Origin of the sequence: Cytobacillus sp. FSL M8-0252 (assembly GCF_038007345.1) — a bacterium.
Classification (GTDB): Bacteria; Bacillota; Bacilli; order Bacillales; family Cytobacillaceae; genus Cytobacillus; species Cytobacillus kochii.
This window is the reverse complement of sequence record NZ_JBBOWZ010000001.1, coordinates 3338612-3363572: the sequence shown is the minus strand read 5'-3', so window position 1 is coordinate 3363572 and position 24961 is coordinate 3338612. Positions and strand designations below refer to the sequence as shown.

Below are 24961 nucleotides of genomic sequence, written 5' to 3'. Positions count from 1 at the left end.
TATGGAAACTTTAATGTCGATCTTAATTGGTGTTTTATTTACAATCGGTACGTATTTAATATTAACGAAGAGCTTGATAAGAATTATTTTAGGAACTTCAATTATTAGTCATGGTGTTCATTTGCTTATTCTTACGATGGGGGGCTTAAAAAGTGGAGGTCCGCCTTTATTGGGGATAGATACAACAACCTTTACGGATGCGCTTCCTCAAGCTCTTATTTTAACTGCTATAGTTATCAATTTCGCAACGACAGCCTTGTTTCTCGTGTTAAGTTACCGAGCCTATCAAGAGCTGGGGACGGATAACACTGCAGAAATGAGAGGTGACGAGAATGAATAACTTAGTCATTATGCCGATCATTGTACCTCTTATTATTGGTTTAGTGATGGTCATATTTAGACAGAAAATACTTTTCCATAAGATTTTAAGTGTGTTTACGCTAATAGCTACGGGAGTTATTTCAGGATTTTTGATTTACCAGGTGAAATATAATGGTATTCAAACATTACAATTAGGTGGTTGGGAAGCGCCTTTTGGTGTCAGTATGGTAGCGGATATGTTTTCGGGACTACTTTTATTGACAACAAGTATTGTTGGTCTACTTTGTCTTATCTTTGCTTTTGGTTCCATTGGTGAGGATCGAGAAAGGCATTACTTTTATCCCCTGTTCCTATTCTTAATTACAGGAGTAAATGGTTCTTTTCTCACAGGTGATGTTTTTAACTTATTCGTGTGTTTTGAAGTAATGTTAATCTCCTCCTATGCATTAATCACGTTAGGTGGAGAGAAGAAGCAATTAAGAGAGTCAATCAAATATGTGTTAATCAACCTACTAGCATCTTTCCTATTTTTAGCAGCTGTTGCGTATTTATATTCAGTAACAGGGACGATTAATATGGCACATTTAGCAGAACGTGTAGGAGAAGTAGGGCAGAGTGGGATTATTACTGCAGTGGCAATGATGTTTTTATTTGTCTTTAGTTTAAAGGCGGGTTTATTCTTATTCTTTTGGTTACCGGGATCTTATAGTGCACCTCCAACAGCTGTAGCGGCAATCTTTGCAGCGCTACTTACGAAAGTAGGAATATACGCGATCTTTAGATTCTTTACTTTGATTTTTTATCATCAACCTGAGGTTACACATTTAATTATTGGTATTATGGCTGCTATTACTATGCTGCTCGGTGCAATTGGTGCCATTGCCTTTAATGATATTAAAAAGATTTTAACATATAATGTCATAGTTGGTGTTGGATTTATATTAGCAGGCTTAGCTACGTATACACATGAAGGATTAACTGGTTCAATCTATTATTTAATACACGATATGGTGATTAAAGCAGTTATTTTCCTTATCGGCGGTGTGATTATTGCTCTTGTAGGTACAAGCAAACTGAATGATATTAGTGGTCTAATTAAGACACACCCTTACCTAGGATGGATGTTCTTTATTGTTGCTCTTTCAATAGCGGGTATTCCTCCATTAAGCGGTTTTATCGGCAAAGTATATATAACAGAAGGAACCTTTGCAGTTGGCTATTACTGGCTAGGGGCAATTGGGTTAATAACGAGTTTAATGGTGCTCTTTTCTGTCATGAAGATATTTATGAACAGCTTTTGGGGAGAAACGATTCTATCAGAAGATATGGAAAAGAGCAGCACGAAAGGTGTCATGTTTCCAATAGTAACACTCGTTTTGTTAACAGTTGGACTTGGATTAGGCGCAGAGGGATTATATGATTACGTGAATATAGCTGTTGAATCTTTAATGAATCCTTCTTCTTATATTGAAGCCGTTTTACTAGGGTATAGCGATTAATATCATTCTAATAGAAAGGGCGGTGAGCGAGCATGGCTATGCAAGTACTAGTCAATTTATTCATTGCTGCGTTATGGATGTTTTTGCAGGATGAATGGAGTTTTTTATCTTTTTTTAGTGGTTATATTGTAGGGATATTTATTTTATTTTTAATAAGAAGATTTTTTGATGATAATTTTTATATCGTTACTTTTATGAACATCCTTAGTCTTTTGTTAGTGTTTATTCATGAGCTATTTACATCTAGTATGGAAGTTGTGAAACAAGTAATTAAACCAAAACTAGATATTAGGCCAGGCATTTTTACATTGGAGACAGAATTAGAAGGTGATATCGAATTAGCATTGCTTTCTTTTCTCCTTTGTTTAACACCAGGTTCGGTAGTGGTTGAGGTAGGAAATGATAACAAAACGTTTTATGTTCATGGACTTGATATCCCAACTTCGAGTGAATCGCTATTAAAGTCCAAGGTTCGATTCGAAAAGTCTATTAAGAGGGTGACAGGAAGATGATTGAGAGTTTATTAGTAGTTGCATTATGTTTTCTTGTCCTATCTATTTTAGCAGCAGTATATCGGCTTATTAAGGGTCCGTCTATTCCGGATCGCGTGCAGGCACTTGATAATATAGGAGTAAATATTATTGCGGCGATAGCGATCATTTCTATATTCATGCGGACGAGTGCGTTCTTTTCAGTCATGTTATTACTGGGAATTTTATCGTTTATTGGTACGATAGCCTTTGCGCGTTTTCTAGAGAGGGGGAAAGTCATTGAATCTGACCGTAACAAGTGAGTTAGGAGCAGGGATTCTCATTATTATAGGGACATTGTTTAGTTTTCTTAGTGCAATCGGTATTTTGCGTTTACCAGATGTATATACAAGGTCTCATGCAGCTTCAAAGAGTTCGACGATTGGTGTGTTATTTACGCTTGTAGGTACTTTAATCTTTTTTCTTGTTCATGAAGGTGTCTTTAGTATTCGATTAATATTAGTCATTTTCTTTGTTTTTTTAACTGCACCTGTATCAGCGCATCTCATCTCACGCTCCGCTTATCGCTCAAAAGTTCCAATGGCTGATGTCACTGTTCAAGATGAGTTAAAGAAAGTATTGGTAGGGAAAGATCGGGAAGGAGACCAGTCTTAATGGCTGGTTTTTTCTTTTATTCCCTAAGCGGCGATAATCTTGCAAACGTGTGCAATTAATTTGCAATGGTTAGTCCACTATTCTCAGTGGTCTGCAGGTGAAAGGAATGATAGTCGTAGCGTAAATAGATATCCTTTTTTCTTCAAGGCGATTTTGTAGTATAATGGTGGGAGGTATGCAAAAGAGGGAGAGAATAAATTTTGTTTGAATATATTATTGGTCGTGTTGACTTCATCGGGCCAGAATACATTGTAGTTGAGAATAATGGGATTGGGTACCAAGTAATTACACCAAACCCATTTAGATATACGACCGATCAAGAAGTGAAAATTTATACATATCATCATGTCAGAGAAGATATTGAATCACTATATGGTTTTACATCACGACAGGAAAAAGCTTTATTCATGAAATTGCTCAATGTAACTGGTATTGGTCCAAAAGGAGCACTGGCAGTTCTTGCTACAGGTCAGCCAGAAGCGGTTGTTCATGCAATTGAGCATGAAGATGAGGCATTTCTTGTGAAGTTCCCAGGTGTAGGTAAAAAAACGGCTAGGCAGATGATTCTTGATTTAAAAGGGAAACTAGTTGATATTGTACCAGACTTGTTACCGAACTTATTTACAGAAGAGAAACAAATAAAAAGTAATCGAAACCATGAATTAGATGAAGCTCTTCTGGCGTTAAAAGCACTAGGCTATTCTGATAAAGAATTAAAGAAAATAACGAAAGATTTAAGTGCTGAAACATTAACTACCGATCAGTATATTAAATTGGCTTTGCAAAAGCTGCTTAAGTAAGAAAGAAGGCAAGGCATGGAAGGATGGTTAACAAATGGATGAGCGTATTATATCAGGAGAAGCGGATCATCAGGATACCTCATTTGAATATAGCTTACGTCCACAAACCTTAGCACAGTATATCGGCCAAGATCAGGTAAAGGAGAATTTGCGCATCTTCATAGAAGCAGCGAAAATGCGTAATGAAACCTTGGATCATGTTCTTCTTTACGGACCACCAGGCCTAGGAAAAACTACTTTAGCAACGATTATTAGTAATGAGATGGGCGTTAATATTCGGACAACAGCAGGGCCAGCCATTGAACGGCCTGGTGATTTAGCGGCTGTCTTGACTTCACTTGAGCCTGGTGATGTATTATTTATAGATGAGATTCATCGTTTGCCAAGGGCAATAGAAGAAGTATTATACCCGGCAATGGAGGATTTTTGTCTTGATATCGTGATTGGAAAAGGCCCAAGTGCTCGTTCTGTCAGACTGGATCTTCCCCCTTTTACTTTAGTTGGTGCTACAACGAGAGCAGGCTCTTTATCTGCACCTTTAAGGGATAGGTTCGGGGTTATGAGTAGACTGGAATATTATAATGAGGGACAACTAAAGGAAATCGTTGTAAGAACAGCGGCGATTCTCGATACAGAAATAGACGAAGAAGCGGCAGATGAGATTGCTCGACGCTCAAGAGGAACCCCTCGTATTGCAAACCGATTGCTTCGTAGAGTTAGGGATTATGCTCAAGTGCGAGGGGATGGTGCAGTAAACCAACAGTTTGCAAACGAGGCATTAGAGATGTTACAGGTCGATAGATTAGGCTTAGATCATATTGATCATAAGTTACTTAGGGGCATGATTGAGCGCTTTCGCGGTGGTCCAGTAGGATTAGATACAATTGCTGCAACCATTGGAGAAGAAGCACATACGATAGAAGATGTGTACGAACCCTATTTATTACAAATTGGTTTTTTACAAAGGACACCAAGGGGCAGAATTGCGACACAGCTTGTTTATCAACATTTTCAAATGGAGGTGCCATCCAATTGCCAAAATGGTTCATGATTATTGGTGGTCTTCTATTTGTTATTGGTTTTCTTATGCATTTTTTCAATTTAGGAAAGCTCCCTGGAGATATTGTATTTAGAAAAGGGAATACAACTGTTTATTTCCCAATTGTAACGTCAATTATTATTAGTGTGATACTTTCCTTAATTGTCTATTTTATTGGGAAGTCACGTTAAATTATTCAAAAGTTGGAGACGAGACAAAATGAAAGTAGATTTATTTGATTTTAATTTACCAGAAGAGTTAATTGCGCAAACACCGCTTAAAGACAGAACAAGTAGCCGATTAATGGTATTAGATAAGGAGACGGGAGCGGTCCGTCATGACGTGTTTAAACATATTTTAGAATATTTACAGCCAGGTGATGCACTAGTATTGAATGATACAAGAGTATTGCCAGCACGACTTTTTGGAATGAAAGAAGAAACGGGAGCAAAATTAGAAGTGTTACTGTTGAAACAGCTTGAAAATGATCAATGGGAAACACTTGTAAAGCCAGCGAAACGGGTGAAAGTAGGGACAGAAATTATCTTTGGCGATGGTCAGCTGAAAGCGGTATGCCTTGAAGAGAGTGACCATGGTGGACGTGTTCTCAAGTTCAAATATGAAGGGATTTTTTACGAGGTATTAGAGCAATTAGGTGAAATGCCATTGCCACCCTATATTAAAGAACAACTAGAGGATCGAGATCGTTATCAAACGGTTTATGCAAAGGAGAATGGCTCTGCTGCAGCACCTACAGCTGGTTTACATTTTACTGAAGAACTATTAGAAGAAATAAAAGCGCGTGGAATTGAGATTCTTTTCATTACCCTTCATGTGGGTTTAGGTACGTTCAGACCAGTAAATGTAGATGACATCGATCATCATGAAATGCACGCCGAGTTCTATCAAATGACAAAAGAAACAGCTCAAACGTTGAACCGAATTCGGGAAAGTGGTCATAAAATCATCAGTGTTGGTACAACTTCAACAAGAACACTTGAAACAATTGCTACTGCTTTTAACGGACGTTTTGAAGAGTCAAGTGGTTGGACTGATATCTTTATCTTCCCTGGGTATGAATTTAAGGCGATTGATGGCATGATCACGAATTTTCACTTACCAAAATCAACGTTGATTATGCTTATTAGTGCATTGGCTGGTCGTGAGCATGTGCTTGAAGCATATAAGCAAGCAGTAGAAGAAAGGTATCGTTTCTTTAGTTTTGGAGATGCAATGTTTATTAAATAAAAGAGTTTGATATGGAAAAGGAGTTACGTCATGACAGCTATACGTTATGAATTGATAAAAACATGTAAACAAACAGGTGCGAGACTTGGACGTGTTCACACACCTCACGGCTCATTTGAAACACCTGTTTTCATGCCAGTAGGTACGCTAGCGACGGTGAAAACAATGTCACCGGAAGATCTAGTGAATATGGGGGCAGGAATAATTTTAAGTAATACGTATCATCTATGGTTACGACCTGGACATGAGTTGATAAAGGAAGCGGGAGGCTTACATGAATTCATGAATTGGGATCGTGCTATTTTAACTGATTCCGGTGGATTCCAAGTATTTAGTCTCAGTGATTTTAGAAAGATTGAAGAAGAGGGTGTCCATTTCCGTAATCATTTGAATGGAGATAAACTATTTCTTTCACCTGAAAAGGCCATGCAAATACAAAACGCACTGGGCTCAGATATTATGATGGCATTTGATGAATGTCCACCTTTCCCAGCTACACATGAATATATGAAAAAATCTGTTGAGCGAACATCTAGGTGGGCCGAGAGATGTTTAGAAGCACATGAACGACCAAACGACCAAGGTTTATTTGGTATTGTTCAAGGTGGCGAATATAATGATTTACGTGCTCAAAGTGCGAAAGACCTTGTTTCACTTGATTTTCCTGGCTATGCAATAGGGGGGTTATCAGTTGGGGAACCAAAGGATATAATGAATAGAGTGTTGGAAGAAACAACACCACTTCTGCCCAATCATAAGCCTCGTTATTTAATGGGTGTCGGTTCACCGGATTCCTTAATTGATGGTGCGATTCGTGGGGTAGATATGTTTGATTGTGTATTACCAACAAGGATTGCAAGAAATGGCACGTTAATGACTAGCGAAGGAAGATTAGTTGTTAAAAATGCGAAGTATGCACGTGACTTTGGTCCACTAGATGAGAATTGCGATTGCTATACTTGTCGAAATTATAGTCGTGCCTATATAAGACACTTAATAAAATGTGACGAAACTTTCGGAATAAGGCTTACAACTTATCATAACCTTTATTTTCTGTTAAAATTAATGGAAAAGGTCAGAGAGGCAATCAGAGAGGATCGTCTAGGTGACTTTAGAGAAGAATTTTTCGAGAAATATGGTTTTAATAAGCCGAACGCGAAAAACTTCTAATACTTGAAAGGAGGGGAAAAGAGAATATGGATATTTTAGCTACTATTGGGCCGTTAGTCATTATGTTTGTGCTGTTTTATTTCCTTTTAATCAGACCACAACAAAAACGTCAAAAAGCGGTTAATCAAATGCAGAATAGTCTGAAAAAAGGCGATAAAGTAGTTACAATCGGTGGTTTACATGGTTTTGTAGATGCAATCGATGAGGACAAAGTCGTTATCAAGTGTGGCGATGGAAGCCGTCTTACATACGACCGTCAAGCTATTCGTGAAGTAACTGAATCAGCTCCCGGTACCGTTTAAGAATGAAAAAGCTGTTTGAAGTAGTTTCTCTACTTCAAACAGCTTTTTTCATTTTCACTTAACTCCTATTTTGATTTTGAACTCATGTTTACACCTAAAATACCACCCATCATTGCAATGAGAATATAGCAAATAAAGTATACGATTTGTTGAGGATTAAATAGTTTATCAAAACCGAGATATTGGAATAAAAAAATAATGATTGTATAAATCGCACCAGTTATCCCGCCGAGCATCCATCCCCTTTGTTTTCCTTTCCCACCTGAAATGAAACCTCCAGTAAAGAGGGCAATAAAAGAAATGGCTGTCATTACATATTGAACAGAAGACTCTTGTAAGGAAGTAAACCTCAATATAAGAGCGAAAATAAAACTACTAACAATTGCCAATGTGAAAATGGCTATAAGGCCATGTAAAACGGAAGTCCCTAATGCCTTCGATTCTTCGATTGGAAACCTCCCCTTTCTCTTTTGATAAAATTCCTTTGTACAAGCATATTCTTCGGATGGCAAAATAGAAGCAAAATCATAAAATATTTCTTACTCTATTTGATTAAATTGAGAAGTCCTGTACAAGCTAATCTTTAAAGAGGTGGCTATGTTGGAAGAATATTTTATTGTTATATTTCGAACGATTTTACTATATGTTTTAATGACTATCATCTATCGTATCATGGGGAAAAGGGAAATTGGTGAGCTTAGTATACTTGATTTAGTCATTTCGATAATGATTGCTGAGTTGGCAGTTGTTGCGATTGAGAAGAGTGACGAGAAATTATTTAGGAATATTCTTCCTATGCTTATTCTGATGGTTGTACAGATTATTTCCGCCTATTGGTCCTTAAAAAGTAAGAAAATGAGGGATCTTGTTGATGGAAAACCAGTCATTTTAATTAATAAAGGGAAGATTGATGAGAAAGCGATGAAAAAACTGCGCTACAATTTAGATGATCTCCTTATGCAACTACGTGAAAAAGATATTTCACTTATATCTGATGTCGAATATGCAATACTAGAGGTATCCGGGAGCTTGTCTGTGATTGAAAAGAGCAATCAGTCATCACAAGCGGACCTTACCCCAACATTTACCCTTCCTCTTGTCATGGACGGGAGAATAAATAGTGAAAACTTAGCATTAATCAATAAGGATGAAGAATGGTTGAAGAAAGAATTAAAGGAAAAAGGGGTTCATGATATTTCAAGGGTGTCCTTATGTAGTTTTGAAAATAATACATTTTATATTGATTTAATTGATGAGAAATAGAAAAGATGTTCATGGGTAGAAAAAACTGAGTGTGTAAATCTAGTCACTCAGTTTTTTATATGAAGGCTATCTAAACATAAATTTCGCTAAAAACTGACCGACTCCCGGAAGTCCTTGTACATCACCTTTTCTAATGAGCTTTGTGAAAATCATGATGATTAGATAGAGTAAACTCATAATCATTGCCCCACATAGGATAGTAGGTACGATGGTGAAATTTAGGTACTTAATTGTAATATATCCGATATAACCGGTTAGGAGCATAGCGCCCGATGTGATTAAGTATTCACGCATATGAATGGTATAAGAAATGGCTTTTAACAAAGTGGCGAAATGCAGTAGAGTAACTAATACAAAGCCGACAATTAACCCGAGCGCTACTCCTGTAATACCAAAGGCAGGCTGGCTTCCAAGAATAAAGATAACCGCAATTTTAGCAACCGCACCAATCAGGCTATTGATCATGGCAGCACGTGCTAAATCTAGGGCTTGTAGCGCAGACTGCAGTGGCTGTTGGAAATAGTAGAATAGGAAAAGAGGCGCCATTAATTTTAGGAAGTCGGTACCTGTTGTCGAACCATACATGACAGTCATTAATGGTTCAGCCAGAATATAAATAACTACAACTGAAAGACCACCTGTGGTTAAAGAAATCCTTAATGCTTGCTGCAGACGATATTCAATTAAATGAAAGTTATTTACTGCTTTCGCTTCGCTAATGGCAGGTACGAGTGAGGTGGAGAGCGCCATATTAATGAATGATGGTAGCATTAACAAAGGAAGAGCAAATCCGGTTAAGGCACCATATCCTTCTGTAGCAGCAATAGTAGAAACACCAGCTATAGCAAGACTATAAGTTACAACAATTGGCTCTAAAAACCAAGCGACAGAACCGATCATTCTACTTCCAGTCGTAGGTAATGCCACTTCCATAAGTTGTTTAAACGTATCCTTGCCCTTACGGATATGTTGGAAAAATTGTCTTCGTACCTTAAACTTCTTTTTTAATTTAAATGATGCTAGTAAATAAATGAGTGACGCTAATTCGCCAATTACGGATGCAAGCATAGCTCCCGCTGCAGCATATTCAATCCCGTATGGCAAAAATGCTTTAGTTAGTGCAGCAATTAATGTGATTCTTACAACTTGTTCAATAAGTTGTGAATAAGCGGCCGGCTTCATATTTTGCTTACCTTGGAAATATCCGCGTATGACAGAAGAGACGGCAATAATCGGCACAACAGGTGCGATAGCTAATAATGGATATAGCGTCCTGTTATCTGTTAATAAATGCTCTGAAAGATAGGGAGTTAATAAAATTAAAGCTGGTGTAAATAAGATCGATAATGATAATGTACTAGCTAATGAAACAATGAGGATTTTTTTTGTTTTTTCCGTATCTCCTCTTGCTTCCGCTTCCGCCACATTTTTTGAAATTGCTACGGGTAAACCAAGCTGTGTAATTGTTACGACTAGAATAAATGTAGGAAAAGCCATCATATAAAGACCGACACCTTCAGCTCCAATGAACCTTGCGATGACAATCCGATTAATAAACCCGAGTACTCTAGTTACAAGTCCAGCAAATAAGAGAATAATCGTTCCTTGAATAAATTTCGACATTGTACACCCTGCCTTCTCAAATGAAAGGTATTCATATACAATTAATCTATATGCAAGAAGATGGACAAAGCATGACAAGCTTTCGTAATTAAAGTGAGTTATATTTAAAAAAAGGAGAGTTGAATTTGAAAATGCATGCCTATGATATTTTTTTCGAAGAGGTAGAACCTGCAATTGATGTAAAAATCGATGAGTTTCGCTTTCTTGGATATGAACATGTGACAAGAGCGCAATTATGGGAATACTTAAAGAAGAAAAAGTGGAAAACACCTAAATCAACGATACGATTATTTGAAATTGTGGAAGATGTTTTAGGGATAAAAGTTGGAGAATTTATTAACTATACAACTGTTGAAGCTTATATGGACACAGAATTTTCTCTGGAAAATGCTGAGGAAATGAAGGAATTACTAAAATAGAACGAGTTAGTTATCCATCACTTAGTACTCTAGTCATAAACGTTTATCTCAACAACTATGTTGATAAAATTGACAGTCCCTTCCTCTTGTTTCATAATAATAATATTGCGCTTGAGAAAGGTTTTCATTAAACGGTTATAATCATATTTACTTCGTTTATCCTGTTAGAAAAGTCACGGTAAAAAGCTCAATATTTGGGCTTGTTTGGAAAGTGAGGAGGAAATATACATAATGGTAAAGCGTAGCAGAATTCTATCATTTTTTCTAATCATTATTTTATTTGCAAGTTTGATGGGATTCACTTCGAAAGATATTTTAGGAGATGTAAAGCTTGGTCTTGATTTGCAAGGTGGGTTTGAAGTGCTTTATGAGGTGTCGCCTGCAAAAGAAGGCCAAGAAATTGACCAAGCTGCAATGTCAGCAACAGCACAATCCCTAGATCGCCGAATTAATGTCCTTGGTGTAAGTGAACCCAATATTCAAATTGAAGGGGACAACCGCATTAGGGTGCAACTGGCTGGAGTAACAGATCAAGAGCAAGCTAGGGAAATGCTTTCAACTGAGGCCAATCTAACGTTTAGAGACGTGGATGATAATGTGTTGATGGATGGGAGTGACCTTGTTGAAGGGGGAGCATCACAAACATTCGATGAAAATGGTCGTCCGAGCGTCTCTATTAAGTTAAAGAGTGCGGATAAGTTTAGAGAAGTTACTCAAGAAATTGTAAACAAACCAGCAGGGGAGAATCTACTGGTCATTTGGTTAGATTTTGAAGAAGGAGATTCATTCGCCGAAGAAGCGACAAAAGAAGATCCTAAATACTTATCAGCCCCACAAGTGAGTCAAGTATTTAATCAAGATTCGGTTTCAATTGTAGGTAACTTTACTTTAGAAGAAGCAAAAACTTTATCTGATTTATTATCGGCAGGCTCATTACCAGTTAAGTTAGATGAAGTCTATTCGACTTCTGTTGGTGCACAATTTGGTGAGTCAGCATTAGATAAAACCATTATTGGCGGAATAATAGGTATTGCTGCGATTTTCATCTTTATGATTGCTTATTACCGACTTCCTGGAGTCATTGCAGTCATCACTTTATCTGTTTACTTATATTTGACATTAGTCGTATTTAATCTGATGAATGCGGTACTCACATTACCTGGTGTGGCGGCATTAATTCTTGGAGTGGGTATGGCAGTAGATGCAAATATTATTACTTATGAAAGAATAAAAGATGAAATAAGAGTGGGCCGTTCGATTAAAGCTGCATTTAAAGCAGGTAGTAAAAACTCTTTATCAACTATTTTTGATGCCAATTTAACGACATTGTTAGCAGCTGGCGTATTGTTTATTTATGGGACAAGTTCTGTAAAAGGGTTTGCTACGACTTTAATTTTAAGTATTTTGATGAGTTTCATTACGGCTGTATACGGAGCTAGATTACTACTCTGGTTATGTGTAAATAGTAACCTGTTTAAAAACATGCCAGGCATGTTCGGTGTTCATAAGAAAGATATACACCAATTAAATGAAAACCTAGATACAGTAGAATTAACAACTAAATTTGACCGCTTTGACTTCGTTAAACATCGGAAAAAATACTATAGTTTTTCTGGCTTGATGATCGTCCTAGGAATTATTATGCTCTTTATATTCGGCTTAAACTTGAGCATTGACTTTTCACAAGGAACAAGAATTGAGCAAATGTCTAATGAGCCGTTAACGGAAGACGGTTATCAAGCATCTTTAGCAGAAATAGGTATAGAAACGGACGATATCGTTATTTCCGGTAATAATAATGAAATTGGTGTCGCCCGTATAAAAGACGAGGTATTCAATAAAGAACAAATTGCTGAGTATCAATCACAACTAGAAGATGAATATGGAAGTATTCCTAACATTAGTACTGTTACCCCAACAGTAGGTAAAGAAATAGCGATGAATGCAATAAAAGCATTAGCCATAGCGGCCATAGGAATTATTCTGTATGTCACCATCCGTTTCGAATGGAGGATGGCTTTAGCCGCAGTACTAGCTTTATTGCATGACGCCTTCTTTATTGTTGTTATATTTAGTGTGACAAGGCTAGAAGCGGATCTTACATTTATAGCTGCTGTCTTAACCATTGTTGGTTATTCAATCAATGATACAATCGTTACATTTGACCGCATACGTGAGAATATGGTTAGGAAGAAGAAAATTAAAACCTTTGAGGAGCTTGCGCAAATAGCTAATCAAAGTTTGCGGCAAACGCTGGGTCGATCAATTAATACCATTATTACAGTCGTACTAGCTGTACTCGGACTGTTGATATTTGGTAGTGAAGCGATACGTAACTTTAATATTGCTTTATTAATAGGGTTAATTGCCGGTACTTATTCATCTATCTTCCTTGCGACACAAATGTGGCTATCATGGAAAGGTATGCAACTGAAAAAGCATGGTGTATTAATTACTTATAAAGAAAAGAAACAGAAAACGGACGAACCACAAGTTTAAAAGAAGATATCAAGCATCTGCATAAAATGGCAGATGCTTTTTTTATCGCTTTTATAACATAGATGTCACTATATTCATTGCTAAATCGCAAGTATGGGTTTAGTAAGGTATATAGGTGGTATTGCTAGGTCTTTATTGTTTGCTCTCGTTTTTTATCCCCTCCATTTAGAGTCAGTATTAGTTAAAGTAGGAGGCACGCTCTAGTTATGGTTATGATTTTAGTTGTTATGGAAATAATAGGTAGATGAATGATCAAGAGGGGGATTTTTAAATGCTTGTTGAGAAAGAAGTGAGGTTTAAACGGGCCGAGAATGCAGCAATTTTAGGAATGGGGGCAAATATTGCCCTAGCTATTTTCAAATGGGTAATTGGAGTTCACTCTGGTAGTAAAGCTTTAATAGCGGATGCGATCCATTCAGCATCTGATGTAGCAGGTTCACTCGCTGTTTATATTGGCTTAATTGCAGCTAAAAGGCCTCCAGATGAGGACCATCCATATGGACACGGTAAAGCTGAATTAATTGCTGCAATTATTGTTGCTGTATTTCTATTCTTTGTTGGTATTGAGATTTTCATATCATCATTTCAATCATTATTTCAACCTGTTGAAGCTCCGAAGGTATACGCGATTATTGCTGTGATTGTTTCCATCCTAGTAAAAGAGGGAATGTTTAGATATAAGTTTAAACTGGGAAAAGAGTTAAATAGTGATGCACTTATTGTAAATGCCTATGAACACCGCTCAGATGTCTATTCCTCATTAGCTGCATTAATTGGTATAGGTAGTGCGATTATAGGAGGAAAATTAGGGCTCAATTGGCTAGAATATGCGGACCCTGTCATTGGTTTAGTAGTAGCTTTTATGATTCTCCATATGGCTTTTCAACTAGGGAAGGAAGCCATTCATAATACAATGGATCATGTGTTAAGCCCTGAGGCATCAAGTTATCTATTTTCTGCTGTCGATAAAGTAGAAGGAATTAAACGAATAGAAGAGCTGCATGCAAGAGAGCATGGGCATTACTTAATTATTGATTTAAAGATAGCCGTAGACCCATCTCTCACTGTTGAAGACGGTCATCTCATTGTAAAAAATGCAAAAGAAAAACTAATGGCTTTTCATCAAGTGCAAAACGTTTTTATTCAAATGATTCCATATGATCATACATAGGAGGGGAATAAATGAAAAATCAATGGATTATATTACTCAGTATTGTTTTTACATTAATTGTCGCTATTTTTGCTGTTATTAACGTCGATCCTGTTACGGTTAATTATCTATTCGGCGAAAGTAGTTGGCCGCTGATTCTCGTTATTTTAAGTTCTGTATTAATGGGAGGTCTCATTGTTAGTTCAGTCGGTTTAATAAAAATTTTTAATTTACAAAGAGAAGTTAAATCGTTGAAAAAACAGTTAGTAGCGCTTAAAGGAAATGAGGGACAAAAAGAAGCAGATAAAACTCATCAAGTGAAAAGTGAATTTCATGATGCTAAACAATTAAAGGTAAGCAACAACAAAGAATAATTGAAACGAATGCGACGCTCTAGTATAATGTAAAAGTTGAGGGGTGAACGTATGTTACATTCTAAAACGCGTTGGAATGTTCGTCAATCAGATGAAGCCTCTGTAGAGGAACTCATAAACGGATTAAATATTTCATCTGCGTTGGCTACATTACTTGTTAATCGCGGCTTTAATACCGTCGAATCAGCACGGTATTTTTTATTTGATGAAAAAAAAGAATTTCACGATCCTTTCTTATTAAATGATATGGATTTGGCTGTTTCGCGTATACAACGAGCGATTAAAAATAACGAATCGATTATGATTTTTGGAGACTATGATGCCGATGGTGTTACGAGTACTACTGTCATGATGAGAACATTAACATCACTAGGAGCAGATGTGCAATTTTACATACCTAACCGGTTTACGGAAGGTTATGGGCCAAATGTTCCGGCATTTCAATATGCTAGTGATATCGGTGTTTCGTTAATTATTACTGTTGATACAGGAATTGCTGCTATCGAACCTGCGCAAGCGGTTAAAGAAATGGGAATCGATTTAATTATTACGGATCATCATGAACCAGGCCCTGTCTTGCCAGAGTGTCTGGCAATCATTCATCCGAAACTTCCTGACAGTCGTTATCCTTTCAAAGAACTTGCTGGAGTTGGTGTAGCATTTAAGCTTGCTCATGCTCTATTAGGTAATGTGCCAAATGATTTATTAGAGTTTGTTGCAATTGGTACAGTTGCAGACCTTGTTTCATTGACGGATGAAAATCGGTTAATTGTGAAGAAAGGTCTTAAAAAGCTGCAATCAACACAGAATCTTGGTATCAGATCATTAATATCGTTAGCTAATGTCAAATTAGCAGAGATGACAGAAGAGACAATCGGCTTTACGATTGCACCAAGATTAAATGCTGTAGGTAGATTAGATTCTGCGGACCCTGCAGTGGAATTGTTATTAACTGAAGATGCGCTTGAGGCTGAAGCATTAGCTGAAGAAATCGACCAAATGAATAAAGAGCGACAATCAATTGTTCATACCATGGCTGAAGAAGCGATTCAACAAGTTGAGGCGGAATATCCAATTGAGGAAAATCCGGTCATTGTAGTAGGTAAAGAAGGTTGGAACCCTGGGGTTGTTGGAATTGTGGCTTCAAGGCTAGTAGAGAAATATTATCGTCCTGTTATATGTCTAAGTTTCGATTCACAACAAGGAATAGCTAAAGGATCTGCGAGGAGTATAACTGGCTTTGATCTGTTTCATAATCTGTCGCAATCTCGAGATATCCTTCCTCATTTTGGTGGTCACCCAATGGCTGCAGGAATGACCTTGAAACTTGATGATGTTGACATACTTCGTCAAAGGCTTATCCAGCTTGCGAAGGAACAGTTAAACGAAGATGACTTTATACCGATTACTAATCTAGATGCTGAATTAAGGGTAGCTGATGTTAATTTAGAAATGATCGCTGAAATACAACAATTGGCACCGTTTGGTATTGATAATCCTAAGCCGAAAGTAATGTTAAAAGAGGCGAATGTCAGTCTGTTAAAGAGAATTGGGACCAATAAAACACATCTGAAGATTACATTAGAAGATAATGATGTGACATTGGATGGAATTGGATTTGGATTTGGAGAATACGCAGAACAAATTTCTATGGATGCTAGTCTTGCTATTGTAGGGGAACTTTCTATTAACGAATGGAATAATATAAAGAAGCCACAAGTCTTTATCCAAGATATACGTATACAAGAATGGCAATTATTTGATATTAGAGGCGCTAAACGTTTAGACACAATTGTCACACATGTCCATCATGAAACCTCTGAATGGATCGTATTTAATAAGGAAAATCATGAAAAATTTTTACCTTATAATCCCAATGTATCGTTGATTCTGTCTGACGAAGAGGCAGAAAATATTATATTAGATGGTAAGCATGTGGTTTTTTGTGATTTACCACCACAAAAGGAAAGACTAGAGGCTATTTTGCGTGGGAAAAGTCCAGAAAGAATTTATTGTCATTTCTATCAAACAAATGATATATTCTCTATGGCGACTCCAAACCGTGACCATTTTAAATGGTACTATGCGCTCATTGCTAAGAGAGGGCCTTTTAACCTTGAAGAAAGAAAAGCAGAGGTAGCTAAATTTAAAGGCTGGCAAGTTTCTTATATTGATTTTATGACTGAAGTGTTTTTTGAACTAGAATTTGTTAAAATAGATAATGGGATGATTTCTCTTAGTGATGCAAAACAAAAGAGAGATTTATCGGAATCACAGGCTTTTTGCATAAAGCAACAACAAGTGAAGTTAGAAAATGAATTGCTTTATTCAAAAGCAGGTCAATTAAAAGATTGGTTTGATGGGCTGCTTCAGAATGCCTATGTGAATTGAGGAGGCAAAGGAAAGAAGATGGATTTAAAACAATATATTACTATAGTAGAGGATTGGCCAAAACCAGGTATCACATTTAAAGATATTACTACATTAATGGATAATGGTGATGCTTATAGATATGCAACAGACCAAATTGTTACTTATGCGAAAGAAAAACAGATTGACCTTGTTGTCGGGCCAGAAGCGCGTGGATTTATAATTGGATGTCCAGTAGCTTATTCTTTAGGAGTAGGATTTGCACCTGTTCGTAAAGAAGGTAAACTACCTAGAGAAACGGTAAAAGTAGATTATGGTCTGGAATATGGTAAAGATGTCTTAACTATCCATAAAGATGCGATTAAGCCTGGTCAACGCGTATTAATCACGGACGATCTTCTAGCTACAGGTGGAACCATTGAGGCAACAATAAAATTAGTAGAAGAACTAGGTGGAGTTGTTGCAGGTATTGCCTTCTTAATCGAGTTAAGCTATTTAGATGGTAAAGAGAAATTAAAGGATTATGATGTTTTAACTTTAATGACTTATTAATAGATTCTAGAGAGCACTATATGTGTTCTCTTTTTTTATTAATAGTTATTTTTAGGATAATTAAGGAGAAATTGGAATTAATTATTAGTAATTTCGACAAATTCTACGTTTTTTTGTAAAAATAAAACGCTAGCTCTTTACATCTATGTTATTTTTTTCGATAATAGTAACAATCGTTTCTTTTTTCTTAATGATATATATTTATTTTGTATAAGGAAAAGAAGATATTACACATGGTTATGGTTATTAAAAATAATTTGGGATAAAGGTGATTCCATGGCGAACGATCAGGTGTTGACCGCCGAACAAGTCATCGATAGGACAAGAGAATATTTGAATGAAGAGCATGCCCAGTTCGTCAAAAGAGCTTACGAATTCGCTAAGTCTGCTCATAGTGAACAATACCGTAAATCAGGTGAACCGTACATTATTCACCCTATTCAAGTAGCGGGAATATTAGCGGACCTGGAAATGGACCCAGCTACAGTAGCAGCTGGCTTTCTTCATGATGTTGTTGAGGATACTGAATCCACTTTAGAGGATATCGCGGAACATTTTAGTGAAGAAGTTGCTATGCTTGTAGATGGTGTAACAAAGCTGGGGAAGATTAAATATAAATCAAAAGAAGAACAGCAAGCAGAAAATCATCGTAAAATGTTTGTTGCCATGGCACAAGATATTAGAGTGATTTTAATAAAACTTGCAGATAGACTTCATAATATGCGGACGTTAAAACACTTACCTGCTGAGAAGCAAAGAAGAATCTCGAACGAAACTTTAGAGATTTTTGCTCCGCTTGCTCATAGACTAGGAATTTCTAAAATTAAGTGGGAATTAGAAGATACAGCTTTAAGATACTTGAATCCGCAGCAATATTATCGAATTGTTAACTTGATGAAGAAGAAGAGAGCAGAGAGGGAACAATATTTAGTAGATGTTATTGCGATGATGAGAGATCGTCTGGACGACGTAACCATTGAACCTGAGATTTCTGGTAGAGCTAAACATATTTATAGCATTTATCGAAAAATGGCTCTACAAAACAAACAATTCAATGAAATTTATGATCTACTAGCCGTAAGGATTGTGGTAAATAGCATAAAGGATTGTTATGCTGTTCTCGGTATTATCCACACGCATTGGAAACCAATGCCAGGCAGGTTTAAAGATTATATTGCGATGCCTAAGCAAAATATGTATCAATCATTGCATACAACAGTTATTGGTCCTAAAGGAGATCCATTAGAGGTGCAAATACGTACCTTTGATATGCATAGAATAGCTGAATTTGGTATCGCTGCTCATTGGGCTTATAAAGAAGGAACAAAGGTCGATGAAAATTCTTCATTTGAAGATAAATTAAAATGGTTTAGAGAGATATTGGATTTCCAAGATGATTCGGTTGGTGCCGAGGAGTTTATGGAATCGCTTAAGATGGACCTGTTTTCTGATATGGTCTATGTTTTTACGCCTAAAGGAGATGTCATTGAACTACCATCAGGCTCAGTACCAATAGATTTTGCCTATAGAATTCATTCAGAAATAGGTAATAAAACGATTGGTGCGAAAGTAAACGGTAAAATGGTAACACTTGATTATAAGTTGCAAACAGGGGATATTGTTGAAATATTAACTTCTAAGCATTCTTATGGGCCAAGTCAAGACTGGCTTAAATTAGCTCAATCTTCACAAGCAAAAAATAAGATTAGACAATTCTTCAAAAAGCAAAGAAAAGAAGAAAATGTTGAAAAAGGGCGCGAATTAATCGAAAAAGAGATTCGTAATATGGATTTTGAAGTAAAAGAGATTATGACCGCAGAAAATCTAAATCGTGTATCGGAAAAATATAATTTCCCATCTGAAGAAGATTTGTATGCTTCAGTTGGATACAATGGCATTACGGCATTACAGGTAGCCAATCGCCTAACTGAAAAGTTAAGAAAGCAAAGAGACCTTGAAGGTAAAAAAGATATATCCAATGCTGTAAGCGAATTGAAACAGCTTCCTCAAGCGAAAAAACGTGAATCAGGTGTACGCGTATCAGGAATTGATAACTTGCTTATTCGTTTATCGCGTTGTTGTAATCCGGTACCAGGTGATGAAATTGTCGGATTTATTACGAAGGGTAGAGGTGTCTCTGTCCATCGTGCGGACTGTACGAATATTAATACAGATGATGCGAAAGCAAGACTTATACCTGTTGAGTGGGAGACCGCTTTAAATGATCAGAAAGAGTATAATGTAGAAATAGAAATTACTGGCTATGATCGACGTGGATTATTGAATGAAGTGCTTCAGGCAGTAAATGAAGCGAAAACAAATATATCTGCAGTAACAGGTCGTTCGGACAAGAATAAAGCCGCTTCAATCAATATGTCGATCTCTATTCATAATGTAAACCATCTGCATAAAGTGGTAGAGCGTATTAAGCAGATACCCGATGTATATGCGGTTCGTCGAATTATGAATTAAAAGGAGTGGCTAGAGTTTTGAAAATTGTTGTTCAGAGAAGTAAAGCAGCCAAAGTGACTGTTGGTGAAAAAATAACTGGTAGCATTACGCATGGCTTTGTTTTGCTTGTTGGGATTACCCATGAGGATACGTTTGAAGATGCTGCTTATTTAGCTGATAAAATCGTTCATCTTCGTGTGTTCGATGATGAAGAAGGTAAAATGAATAGGTCATTACTTGATATACAAGGTGAAATTCTTTCTGTATCTCAATTCACCCTGTATGGGGACTGCCGTAAAGGGAGACGCCCTAACTTCATGAATGCTGCACGCCCTGAGAAAGCGTTAGACATCTATCTTCGCTTTAATGAAATGCTTGAGGAAAAAGGTGTCCACGTAGAAAAAGGTGAATTTGGTGCGATGATGGATGTATCTCTCACCAATGATGGTCCCGTTACACTCATTTTAGAAAGTAAATAAAAAATAAGACCCAACCTGAACAAATCTTGATTGAAGGGGATTTGATCAGGTTGTTTTTTTGTTCTAATAATTGGGCGTTGTTTATGAGAGTTGAATGTGTTTGCTCGTACATTTCGCCAAAGATAGCGTAGGAAGAGGATTAATCGTACAAATAGAGTGGAATCGTTAAAGATAGCGTAGGAAAGTGAATGAGCTCGTGTATCTAGAGTGACAGCATCAAACATAGACGAGCAAAACTACATTACACACTCTCTTTTTGTTATTGGGCTAAGGAACTCTTAATTTATGCTAGTTCAATAAATATAAAAAAACACCTGCCTAAAAGCAAAAAGGCAGGTGTGAGATTCTTATTGAAAATGTGTACGTAATCCTTGGAAGATACCTGTCGAAACAGCTTCTTGGTATTGTTCAGATGTTACTTTTATTTCCTCTGTTGCGTTACTTAAATAACCTAGTTCAAGTAATATTGCTTTGCTGTTATTTTCACGTATAACATAATAATCACCATGTCTATAACCTCTATCATTTAAGTCGATCTTCGACATAATCCCTTGATGGACATCAGCAGCAAATTGCTGTTGATAATCGTGATAGTAATAAGTAGTCATGCCTCTTACACTTCGATCGTTTATGCTATCATAATGAATACTGATGAATGCATCAGCTTTATTCATATGAGACATACTTACCCGTGACTGGAGAGGAACATATGTATCTTGTTGTCTTGTGAATATTACAGTAGCTCCTGCTGCTTTTAATTTTGCAGCCAATTTTTCAGCAGTGCGAATCGTTACTGTTTTTTCAAGTGTACCGGATGCGCCAGTTGTACCATTATCTCTTCCTCCATGGCCAGGATCTAAGACAATCACTTTGTTTTTTAATCCTGGAGTAGAAGAAGATTGGTCGGTTGGTTGAGATTGTTTGCCATTAGAAACAATCCAGCCAGCAATAAAACCTGTTTGTCCATCACCTAATTTAATTTCATACCAATCTTTTTCTGTCCCCACAACTTCAAATGTATCTCCTTGATTGGCTCTTGCTACAATGGTGGCATTAGTCGTTGCGCTTTGACGAATATTGGAGCCATTGTGCAGAATCGTTACATTTTTGACAGATGAAGACGATTTTGATTCCGTTGAGGAACTTTGATCTTTGTTCACATACCAGCTAGCAACCCATCCGTTTGTCCCATTTGGAAGCTCAATATTTGTCCAGTTATTTTCTTCCTTTAAAATACGAAAATTGTCACCTTGAGCAACTGAACCGATAATGTTCCCGTTTAATGATGGTTTTTCCCTTACATTTAAAGAACTAGCGGTGATGGTGCCATTATTATTAGTTTCTTTCTTTTTTTCTTGGTTTTTGCCTGCTTGGATATATTGACTACTTATCCATGCATTTGTCCCTTGAAATGAGATTTCAGTCCAATCATTTTCTTGTGATAAAATATCTACGGACGTACCTGAATTTAACTTACCAATTACTTTACTGTTTGTATCTGGACTAGTACGAACGTTGAGGGAATTACCAGTAATGACCCCTTGTTTAATCACCGTTTTCTTTTCTTCATTAGATGAAGAGCTTGCTTCTTGGGTTTGGCCATTCACTTGAACAAAGTCTTTGTGTACCCATACATTTCCGTACTCAGTCGTAATATTGAACCAATCTTGGTCGGTGGAGACGATTTTGTATTCTTTTCCTTTTGAGACAACGCCAACAACGCGATAATCAGTTGAAGGACCACCTCTAACTCTTAAACCATCAGCATTGATGGTAACGGTTTTTTCACTACCGCTATTTACTTGTTTTTCTTTTTCTTGCTTATTTTCTGTTTCCATTACAACAAGCCAATTGGCGACCCACCCTTTTTGGCCGGATTCAAAATCAATCTGATACCAATCACCTTCTTGATCAAGGATTGTGTAAGTCTCGTCTCTTGCCGCCATTCCTAGACTTGCATAACTTAATCCTGGACCTGTGCGAACATTAAGACTATCTGTTGCAATTCGAAGCTTTTGTCCTGCTGATTCAGCTTCTGCCTCTTTTATGGGTATTAGAAGAGCTATCACTAGAATCATACAAATGGTTATCCAAAGATGTTTTTTGCCTTGCAACCACGTTCCTCCTTCCTGTTTGCCATTTATCAAGATAAGCAAATATTTCCTCTCTCGTCAAGATAAATGAGGTTATATATACTTTCTTTTTTATGTGGCCGTTTCCCTTCTAATATCGGTTTATCAACCTGTTTTGTAAACAAGTTGTAACGTAATTACCACTTCAAACCATTCGGGAGAATTGCATGGTTTTTGTCTATTTCTTTATTATTTTTATAAATATCATTCGATTTGCCCATACTAACATGAGTAAAAGACTATATGGTAAAAGGATGATTGTCTGTGAGATATGGTGAAAAAGGGATGAATGTGCAAAGTGGCGAGAACCAATTATTTGGTGTTGACTTTCATGATTTTATTCAAGCTGAGGGGAATGCCACGATGGTTGAACTTGCGAGTGAATTCGGAATTTCCTTACAAGATGTGAGAAAACTGAAAAAGAAAATTTCTAGAACGTAAATCGCCATCTATTCTATATGGAGACTTGACATCTTGTACAATGGTTATTATGATAAGAAGGATAAAATGATATTTTAATACAGTAAATGATAAAATAAATTGAACCAATGATGAAGAAGAGTAATCATTCTCCACATAAAAAGAGAGGAAATGCCATAGGCTGAAAGCATTTCTATATGATGATTTGATGAAAGAACACTTCTTAGGTTTCTCCCTGAAAAATATAAATTTATTAGGGGAAGAACGTATGCAGGCGTTATCTGTATAAAGAGACAGTATAATTATTATGCTGTAACTAGGGTGGCACCACGGGATATTCAACTCTCGTCCCTTGTATTGAAAAATACAAGGGACGAGAGTTTTTTTATTTAAGCTTTAGGAAAGAGGAGGATTTGGTATATATGTCAATCCGTTTACCAAGGGGTACCCAGGATATACTTCCTGGTCAAGTAGAGAAATGGCAATTAATAGAACAAAAAGCGAGAGAACTTTGTCATAAATTTCAATATCAGGAGATTCGCACACCGATATTTGAACATACAGATTTGTTTTTACGAAGTGTGGGAGATACAACTGATATCGTCCAGAAGGAAATGTACACATTTGATGATCGTGGAGGAAGAAGCTTAACATTGAGACCAGAAGGAACAGCTTCCACAGTACGCTCATTTGTTGAACATAAAATGTTTGGCCAAGCAAATCAGCCTGTTAAATTATATTATATGGGACCAATGTTTCGTTATGAAAGACCACAAGCTGGTCGTTTCCGCCAGTTTGTCCAATTTGGTGTAGAAGCGATAGGCAGCGATGATCCGGCCATTGACGCAGAAGTTATTGCTTTAGCCATGGCGCTTTATAAAGAAATGGGTTTGAAAAAGTTAAAACTAGTCATCAACAGTTTAGGTGATAAGGAGAGCCGGGCAAAACATCGTGAGGCCCTCATTGCTCATTTCAGCCCGAGTATTAATGAATTTTGTTCAGATTGTCAAAGCAGATTAGAGAAAAACCCTATGCGTATTCTCGATTGTAAAAAAGATCGTGAGCATCCATTGATGAAAACTGCCCCATCAATTATTGATCACTTAAATGACGAATCCAAACAATACTTCAAAAAAGTACAACAGTACTTAACAGACTTAGAAATTGAATTTGAAGTCGATGCAAATCTAGTCCGTGGTTTAGACTATTATACGCATACTGCCTTTGAGATTATGAGTGATGCGGAAGGGTTTGGCGCAATAACAACTCTTTGTGGTGGAGGCAGGTATAACGGTTTAACAGAAGAAGTCGGTGGACCGGAAGCACCTGGCATTGGCTTTGCTCTAAGTATTGAGAGATTTCTAGCTGCTTTAGAAGCCGAAAATGTTGAACTCCCAATTGATCAATCCATTGATTGTTATATTGTCGCATTAGGTGAAGAGGCGAGAGATTATTCTGTCGGTTTGCTCCACAAATTACGCCATGCAGGATATTCTGCTGAAAGAGATTATTCTGATCGTAAAATTAAGGCACAATTCAAAGCAGCCGATCGAATGAACGCAAAATATGTAGCTGTTATTGGTGAAGATGAATTAAAAAACAATAAGATTAACTTAAAAATAATGGATAGTGGGGAACAAAAGGAAATGGAGCTTGCTTCATTTATCCAAGACTTTACTGCGCTATATAGAAACTAGGAGGAATC

At 36.9% G+C, this 24961-nt stretch carries 25 protein-coding genes and 1 other annotated feature; of the genes, 22 read left to right on the top strand and 3 right to left on the bottom strand.

Annotated features, from left to right (window positions below; translation table 11 throughout):
- Position 1: 1 nt before the first annotated feature.
- The 11 genes from MKX83_RS16940 (at position 2) to yajC (ending at position 7524) form a co-directional block, all read left to right on the top strand.
- Positions 2-340, top strand: a complete 339-nt coding sequence (locus tag MKX83_RS16940; RefSeq protein WP_095372427.1) for a Na(+)/H(+) antiporter subunit C — start codon at positions 2-4, stop codon at positions 338-340.
- Positions 333-1820 carry a Na+/H+ antiporter subunit D gene (locus MKX83_RS16935; protein ID WP_095372428.1) on the top strand — a complete coding sequence of 496 codons (1488 nt, stop codon included), beginning with the start codon at positions 333-335 and terminating at the stop codon, positions 1818-1820. Before MKX83_RS16940 ends, MKX83_RS16935 begins: the two co-directional genes overlap by 8 nt.
- A 32-nt stretch (positions 1821-1852) precedes the next feature.
- The gene (locus MKX83_RS16930; RefSeq protein WP_095372429.1) at positions 1853-2332 is read left to right on the top strand and encodes a Na+/H+ antiporter subunit E; all 480 of its coding nucleotides are present in this window, start codon (positions 1853-1855) and stop codon (positions 2330-2332) included.
- Positions 2329-2613 carry a Na(+)/H(+) antiporter subunit F1 gene (locus tag MKX83_RS16925; protein WP_095372430.1) on the top strand — a complete coding sequence of 95 codons (285 nt, stop codon included), beginning with the start codon at positions 2329-2331 and terminating at the stop codon, positions 2611-2613. Before MKX83_RS16930 ends, MKX83_RS16925 begins: the two co-directional genes overlap by 4 nt.
- Positions 2591-2965 carry a monovalent cation/H(+) antiporter subunit G gene (gene mnhG, locus MKX83_RS16920; RefSeq protein WP_095372431.1) on the top strand — a complete coding sequence of 125 codons (375 nt, stop codon included), beginning with the start codon at positions 2591-2593 and terminating at the stop codon, positions 2963-2965. Before MKX83_RS16925 ends, mnhG begins: the two co-directional genes overlap by 23 nt.
- Positions 2966-3165: 200 nt before the next feature.
- Positions 3166-3765 carry a Holliday junction branch migration protein RuvA gene (gene ruvA, locus MKX83_RS16915; RefSeq protein WP_095372432.1) on the top strand — a complete coding sequence of 200 codons (600 nt, stop codon included), beginning with the start codon at positions 3166-3168 and terminating at the stop codon, positions 3763-3765.
- Between the two features lie 34 nt (positions 3766-3799).
- Positions 3800-4816, top strand: a complete 1017-nt coding sequence (gene ruvB, locus MKX83_RS16910) for a Holliday junction branch migration DNA helicase RuvB (RefSeq protein ID WP_095372433.1) — start codon at positions 3800-3802, stop codon at positions 4814-4816.
- Entirely contained in the window at positions 4813-4995 is a 183-nt protein-coding gene (locus tag MKX83_RS16905) for a DUF2905 domain-containing protein (protein WP_095373638.1), read from the top strand. The genes ruvB and MKX83_RS16905 overlap by 4 nt, the downstream gene beginning before the upstream one ends.
- 28 nt (positions 4996-5023) lie before the next feature.
- Positions 5024-6052: a tRNA preQ1(34) S-adenosylmethionine ribosyltransferase-isomerase QueA gene (queA, locus tag MKX83_RS16900; RefSeq protein WP_307312771.1), complete on the top strand. Its 1029-nt coding sequence runs from the start codon at positions 5024-5026 to the stop codon at positions 6050-6052.
- Between the two features lie 30 nt (positions 6053-6082).
- Entirely contained in the window at positions 6083-7222 is a 1140-nt protein-coding gene (tgt, locus tag MKX83_RS16895) for a tRNA guanosine(34) transglycosylase Tgt (RefSeq protein ID WP_095372434.1), read from the top strand.
- Positions 7223-7248: 26 nt separating this feature from the next.
- On the top strand, positions 7249-7524 hold the full coding sequence (yajC, locus tag MKX83_RS16890) for a preprotein translocase subunit YajC (protein WP_095372435.1): 276 nt from the start codon (positions 7249-7251) through the stop codon (positions 7522-7524).
- 65 nt (positions 7525-7589) lie between these two features.
- Here the strand turns inward: yajC and MKX83_RS16885 are convergent, their stop codons facing one another.
- Positions 7590-8036: a TIGR04086 family membrane protein gene (locus MKX83_RS16885; protein WP_307312773.1), complete on the bottom strand. Its 447-nt coding sequence runs from the start codon at positions 8034-8036 to the stop codon at positions 7590-7592.
- An 88-nt stretch (positions 8037-8124) separates the two neighbouring features.
- Here MKX83_RS16885 and MKX83_RS16880 point away from each other — a divergent pair, with 88 nt between their 5' ends.
- A complete protein-coding gene (locus MKX83_RS16880) occupies positions 8125-8787 on the top strand; it encodes a DUF421 domain-containing protein (protein WP_095372436.1) in 663 nt (220 codons plus the stop codon).
- A gap of 66 nt (positions 8788-8853) precedes the next feature.
- Here MKX83_RS16880 and spoVB read toward each other — a convergent pair whose 3' ends face one another.
- Positions 8854-10410 (bottom strand): stage V sporulation protein B, encoded by a 1557-nt coding sequence (spoVB, locus tag MKX83_RS16875; protein ID WP_095372437.1) that lies wholly within the window; start codon positions 10408-10410, stop codon positions 8854-8856.
- Positions 10411-10541: 131 nt separating this feature from the next.
- On the opposite strand from spoVB, the gene MKX83_RS16870 reads away from it, so the two are divergent.
- The 8 genes from MKX83_RS16870 to dtd all read left to right on the top strand — a co-directional run bounded on the left by MKX83_RS16870 (position 10542) and on the right by dtd (position 20704).
- Positions 10542-10829 carry a post-transcriptional regulator gene (locus MKX83_RS16870; RefSeq protein WP_233435379.1) on the top strand — a complete coding sequence of 96 codons (288 nt, stop codon included), beginning with the start codon at positions 10542-10544 and terminating at the stop codon, positions 10827-10829.
- 231 nt (positions 10830-11060) lie between these two features.
- Complete coding sequence (gene secDF, locus MKX83_RS16865; RefSeq protein ID WP_341056601.1) at positions 11061-13328, top strand: protein translocase subunit SecDF; 2268 nt, start codon at positions 11061-11063, stop codon at positions 13326-13328.
- 271 nt (positions 13329-13599) lie between these two features.
- Positions 13600-14499, top strand: a complete 900-nt coding sequence (locus MKX83_RS16860) for a cation diffusion facilitator family transporter (RefSeq protein ID WP_095372440.1) — start codon at positions 13600-13602, stop codon at positions 14497-14499.
- 11 nt (positions 14500-14510) lie between these two features.
- Entirely contained in the window at positions 14511-14852 is a 342-nt protein-coding gene (locus tag MKX83_RS16855) for a LapA family protein (protein WP_095372441.1), read from the top strand.
- Positions 14853-14903: 51 nt separating this feature from the next.
- Positions 14904-17243 (top strand): single-stranded-DNA-specific exonuclease RecJ, encoded by a 2340-nt coding sequence (gene recJ, locus MKX83_RS16850; RefSeq protein ID WP_341056600.1) that lies wholly within the window; start codon positions 14904-14906, stop codon positions 17241-17243.
- Between the two features lie 18 nt (positions 17244-17261).
- The gene (locus tag MKX83_RS16845) at positions 17262-17774 is read left to right on the top strand and encodes an adenine phosphoribosyltransferase (RefSeq protein WP_095372443.1); all 513 of its coding nucleotides are present in this window, start codon (positions 17262-17264) and stop codon (positions 17772-17774) included.
- A 276-nt stretch (positions 17775-18050) separates the two neighbouring features.
- The gene (locus MKX83_RS16840; protein WP_095372444.1) at positions 18051-20246 is read left to right on the top strand and encodes a RelA/SpoT family protein; all 2196 of its coding nucleotides are present in this window, start codon (positions 18051-18053) and stop codon (positions 20244-20246) included.
- A 17-nt stretch (positions 20247-20263) separates the two neighbouring features.
- The gene (gene dtd, locus MKX83_RS16835) at positions 20264-20704 is read left to right on the top strand and encodes a D-aminoacyl-tRNA deacylase (protein ID WP_095372445.1); all 441 of its coding nucleotides are present in this window, start codon (positions 20264-20266) and stop codon (positions 20702-20704) included.
- A gap of 347 nt (positions 20705-21051) precedes the next feature.
- On the opposite strand, the gene MKX83_RS16830 is transcribed toward dtd, so the two are convergent.
- Positions 21052-22818, bottom strand: coding sequence for an SH3 domain-containing protein (locus MKX83_RS16830; protein WP_341056599.1), 1767 nt, complete (start codon positions 22816-22818; stop codon positions 21052-21054).
- A gap of 282 nt (positions 22819-23100) precedes the next feature.
- Between MKX83_RS16830 and MKX83_RS16825 the strand changes: the two genes are divergently transcribed.
- Positions 23101-23277, top strand: coding sequence for a hypothetical protein (locus MKX83_RS16825; protein ID WP_180316944.1), 177 nt, complete (start codon positions 23101-23103; stop codon positions 23275-23277).
- Between the two features lie 98 nt (positions 23278-23375).
- Positions 23376-23612, top strand: a binding site (T-box leader).
- Between the two features lie 66 nt (positions 23613-23678).
- Positions 23679-24953: a histidine--tRNA ligase gene (gene hisS / locus MKX83_RS16820; RefSeq protein ID WP_095372447.1), complete on the top strand. Its 1275-nt coding sequence runs from the start codon at positions 23679-23681 to the stop codon at positions 24951-24953.
- The last annotated feature ends 8 nt before the right edge of the window (positions 24954-24961 follow it).

Excerpts from the sequence above, each read along its gene's own strand:
- MKX83_RS16940 (WP_095372427.1), top strand. The coding sequence starts at position 2 with ATGGAAACTTTAATGTCGATCTTAATTGGTGTTTTATTTACAATCGGT.
- MKX83_RS16935 (WP_095372428.1), top strand. The coding sequence starts at position 333 with ATGAATAACTTAGTCATTATGCCGATCATTGTACCTCTTATTATTGGT.
- MKX83_RS16930 (WP_095372429.1), top strand. The coding sequence starts at position 1,853 with ATGGCTATGCAAGTACTAGTCAATTTATTCATTGCTGCGTTATGGATG.
- MKX83_RS16925 (WP_095372430.1), top strand. The coding sequence starts at position 2,329 with ATGATTGAGAGTTTATTAGTAGTTGCATTATGTTTTCTTGTCCTATCT.
- ruvB (WP_095372433.1), top strand. The coding sequence starts at position 3,800 with ATGGATGAGCGTATTATATCAGGAGAAGCGGATCATCAGGATACCTCA.
- MKX83_RS16905 (WP_095373638.1), top strand. The coding sequence starts at position 4,813 with ATGATTATTGGTGGTCTTCTATTTGTTATTGGTTTTCTTATGCATTTT.
- queA (WP_307312771.1), top strand. The coding sequence starts at position 5,024 with ATGAAAGTAGATTTATTTGATTTTAATTTACCAGAAGAGTTAATTGCG.
- tgt (WP_095372434.1), top strand. The coding sequence starts at position 6,083 with ATGACAGCTATACGTTATGAATTGATAAAAACATGTAAACAAACAGGT.
- yajC (WP_095372435.1), top strand. The coding sequence starts at position 7,249 with ATGGATATTTTAGCTACTATTGGGCCGTTAGTCATTATGTTTGTGCTG.
- spoVB (WP_095372437.1), bottom strand. The coding sequence starts at position 10,410 with ATGTCGAAATTTATTCAAGGAACGATTATTCTCTTATTTGCTGGACTT.
- MKX83_RS16870 (WP_233435379.1), top strand. The coding sequence starts at position 10,542 with ATGCATGCCTATGATATTTTTTTCGAAGAGGTAGAACCTGCAATTGAT.
- secDF (WP_341056601.1), top strand. The coding sequence starts at position 11,061 with ATGGTAAAGCGTAGCAGAATTCTATCATTTTTTCTAATCATTATTTTA.
- MKX83_RS16860 (WP_095372440.1), top strand. The coding sequence starts at position 13,600 with ATGCTTGTTGAGAAAGAAGTGAGGTTTAAACGGGCCGAGAATGCAGCA.
- MKX83_RS16855 (WP_095372441.1), top strand. The coding sequence starts at position 14,511 with ATGAAAAATCAATGGATTATATTACTCAGTATTGTTTTTACATTAATT.
- recJ (WP_341056600.1), top strand. The coding sequence starts at position 14,904 with ATGTTACATTCTAAAACGCGTTGGAATGTTCGTCAATCAGATGAAGCC.
- MKX83_RS16845 (WP_095372443.1), top strand. The coding sequence starts at position 17,262 with ATGGATTTAAAACAATATATTACTATAGTAGAGGATTGGCCAAAACCA.
- MKX83_RS16840 (WP_095372444.1), top strand. The coding sequence starts at position 18,051 with ATGGCGAACGATCAGGTGTTGACCGCCGAACAAGTCATCGATAGGACA.
- hisS (WP_095372447.1), top strand. The coding sequence starts at position 23,679 with ATGTCAATCCGTTTACCAAGGGGTACCCAGGATATACTTCCTGGTCAA.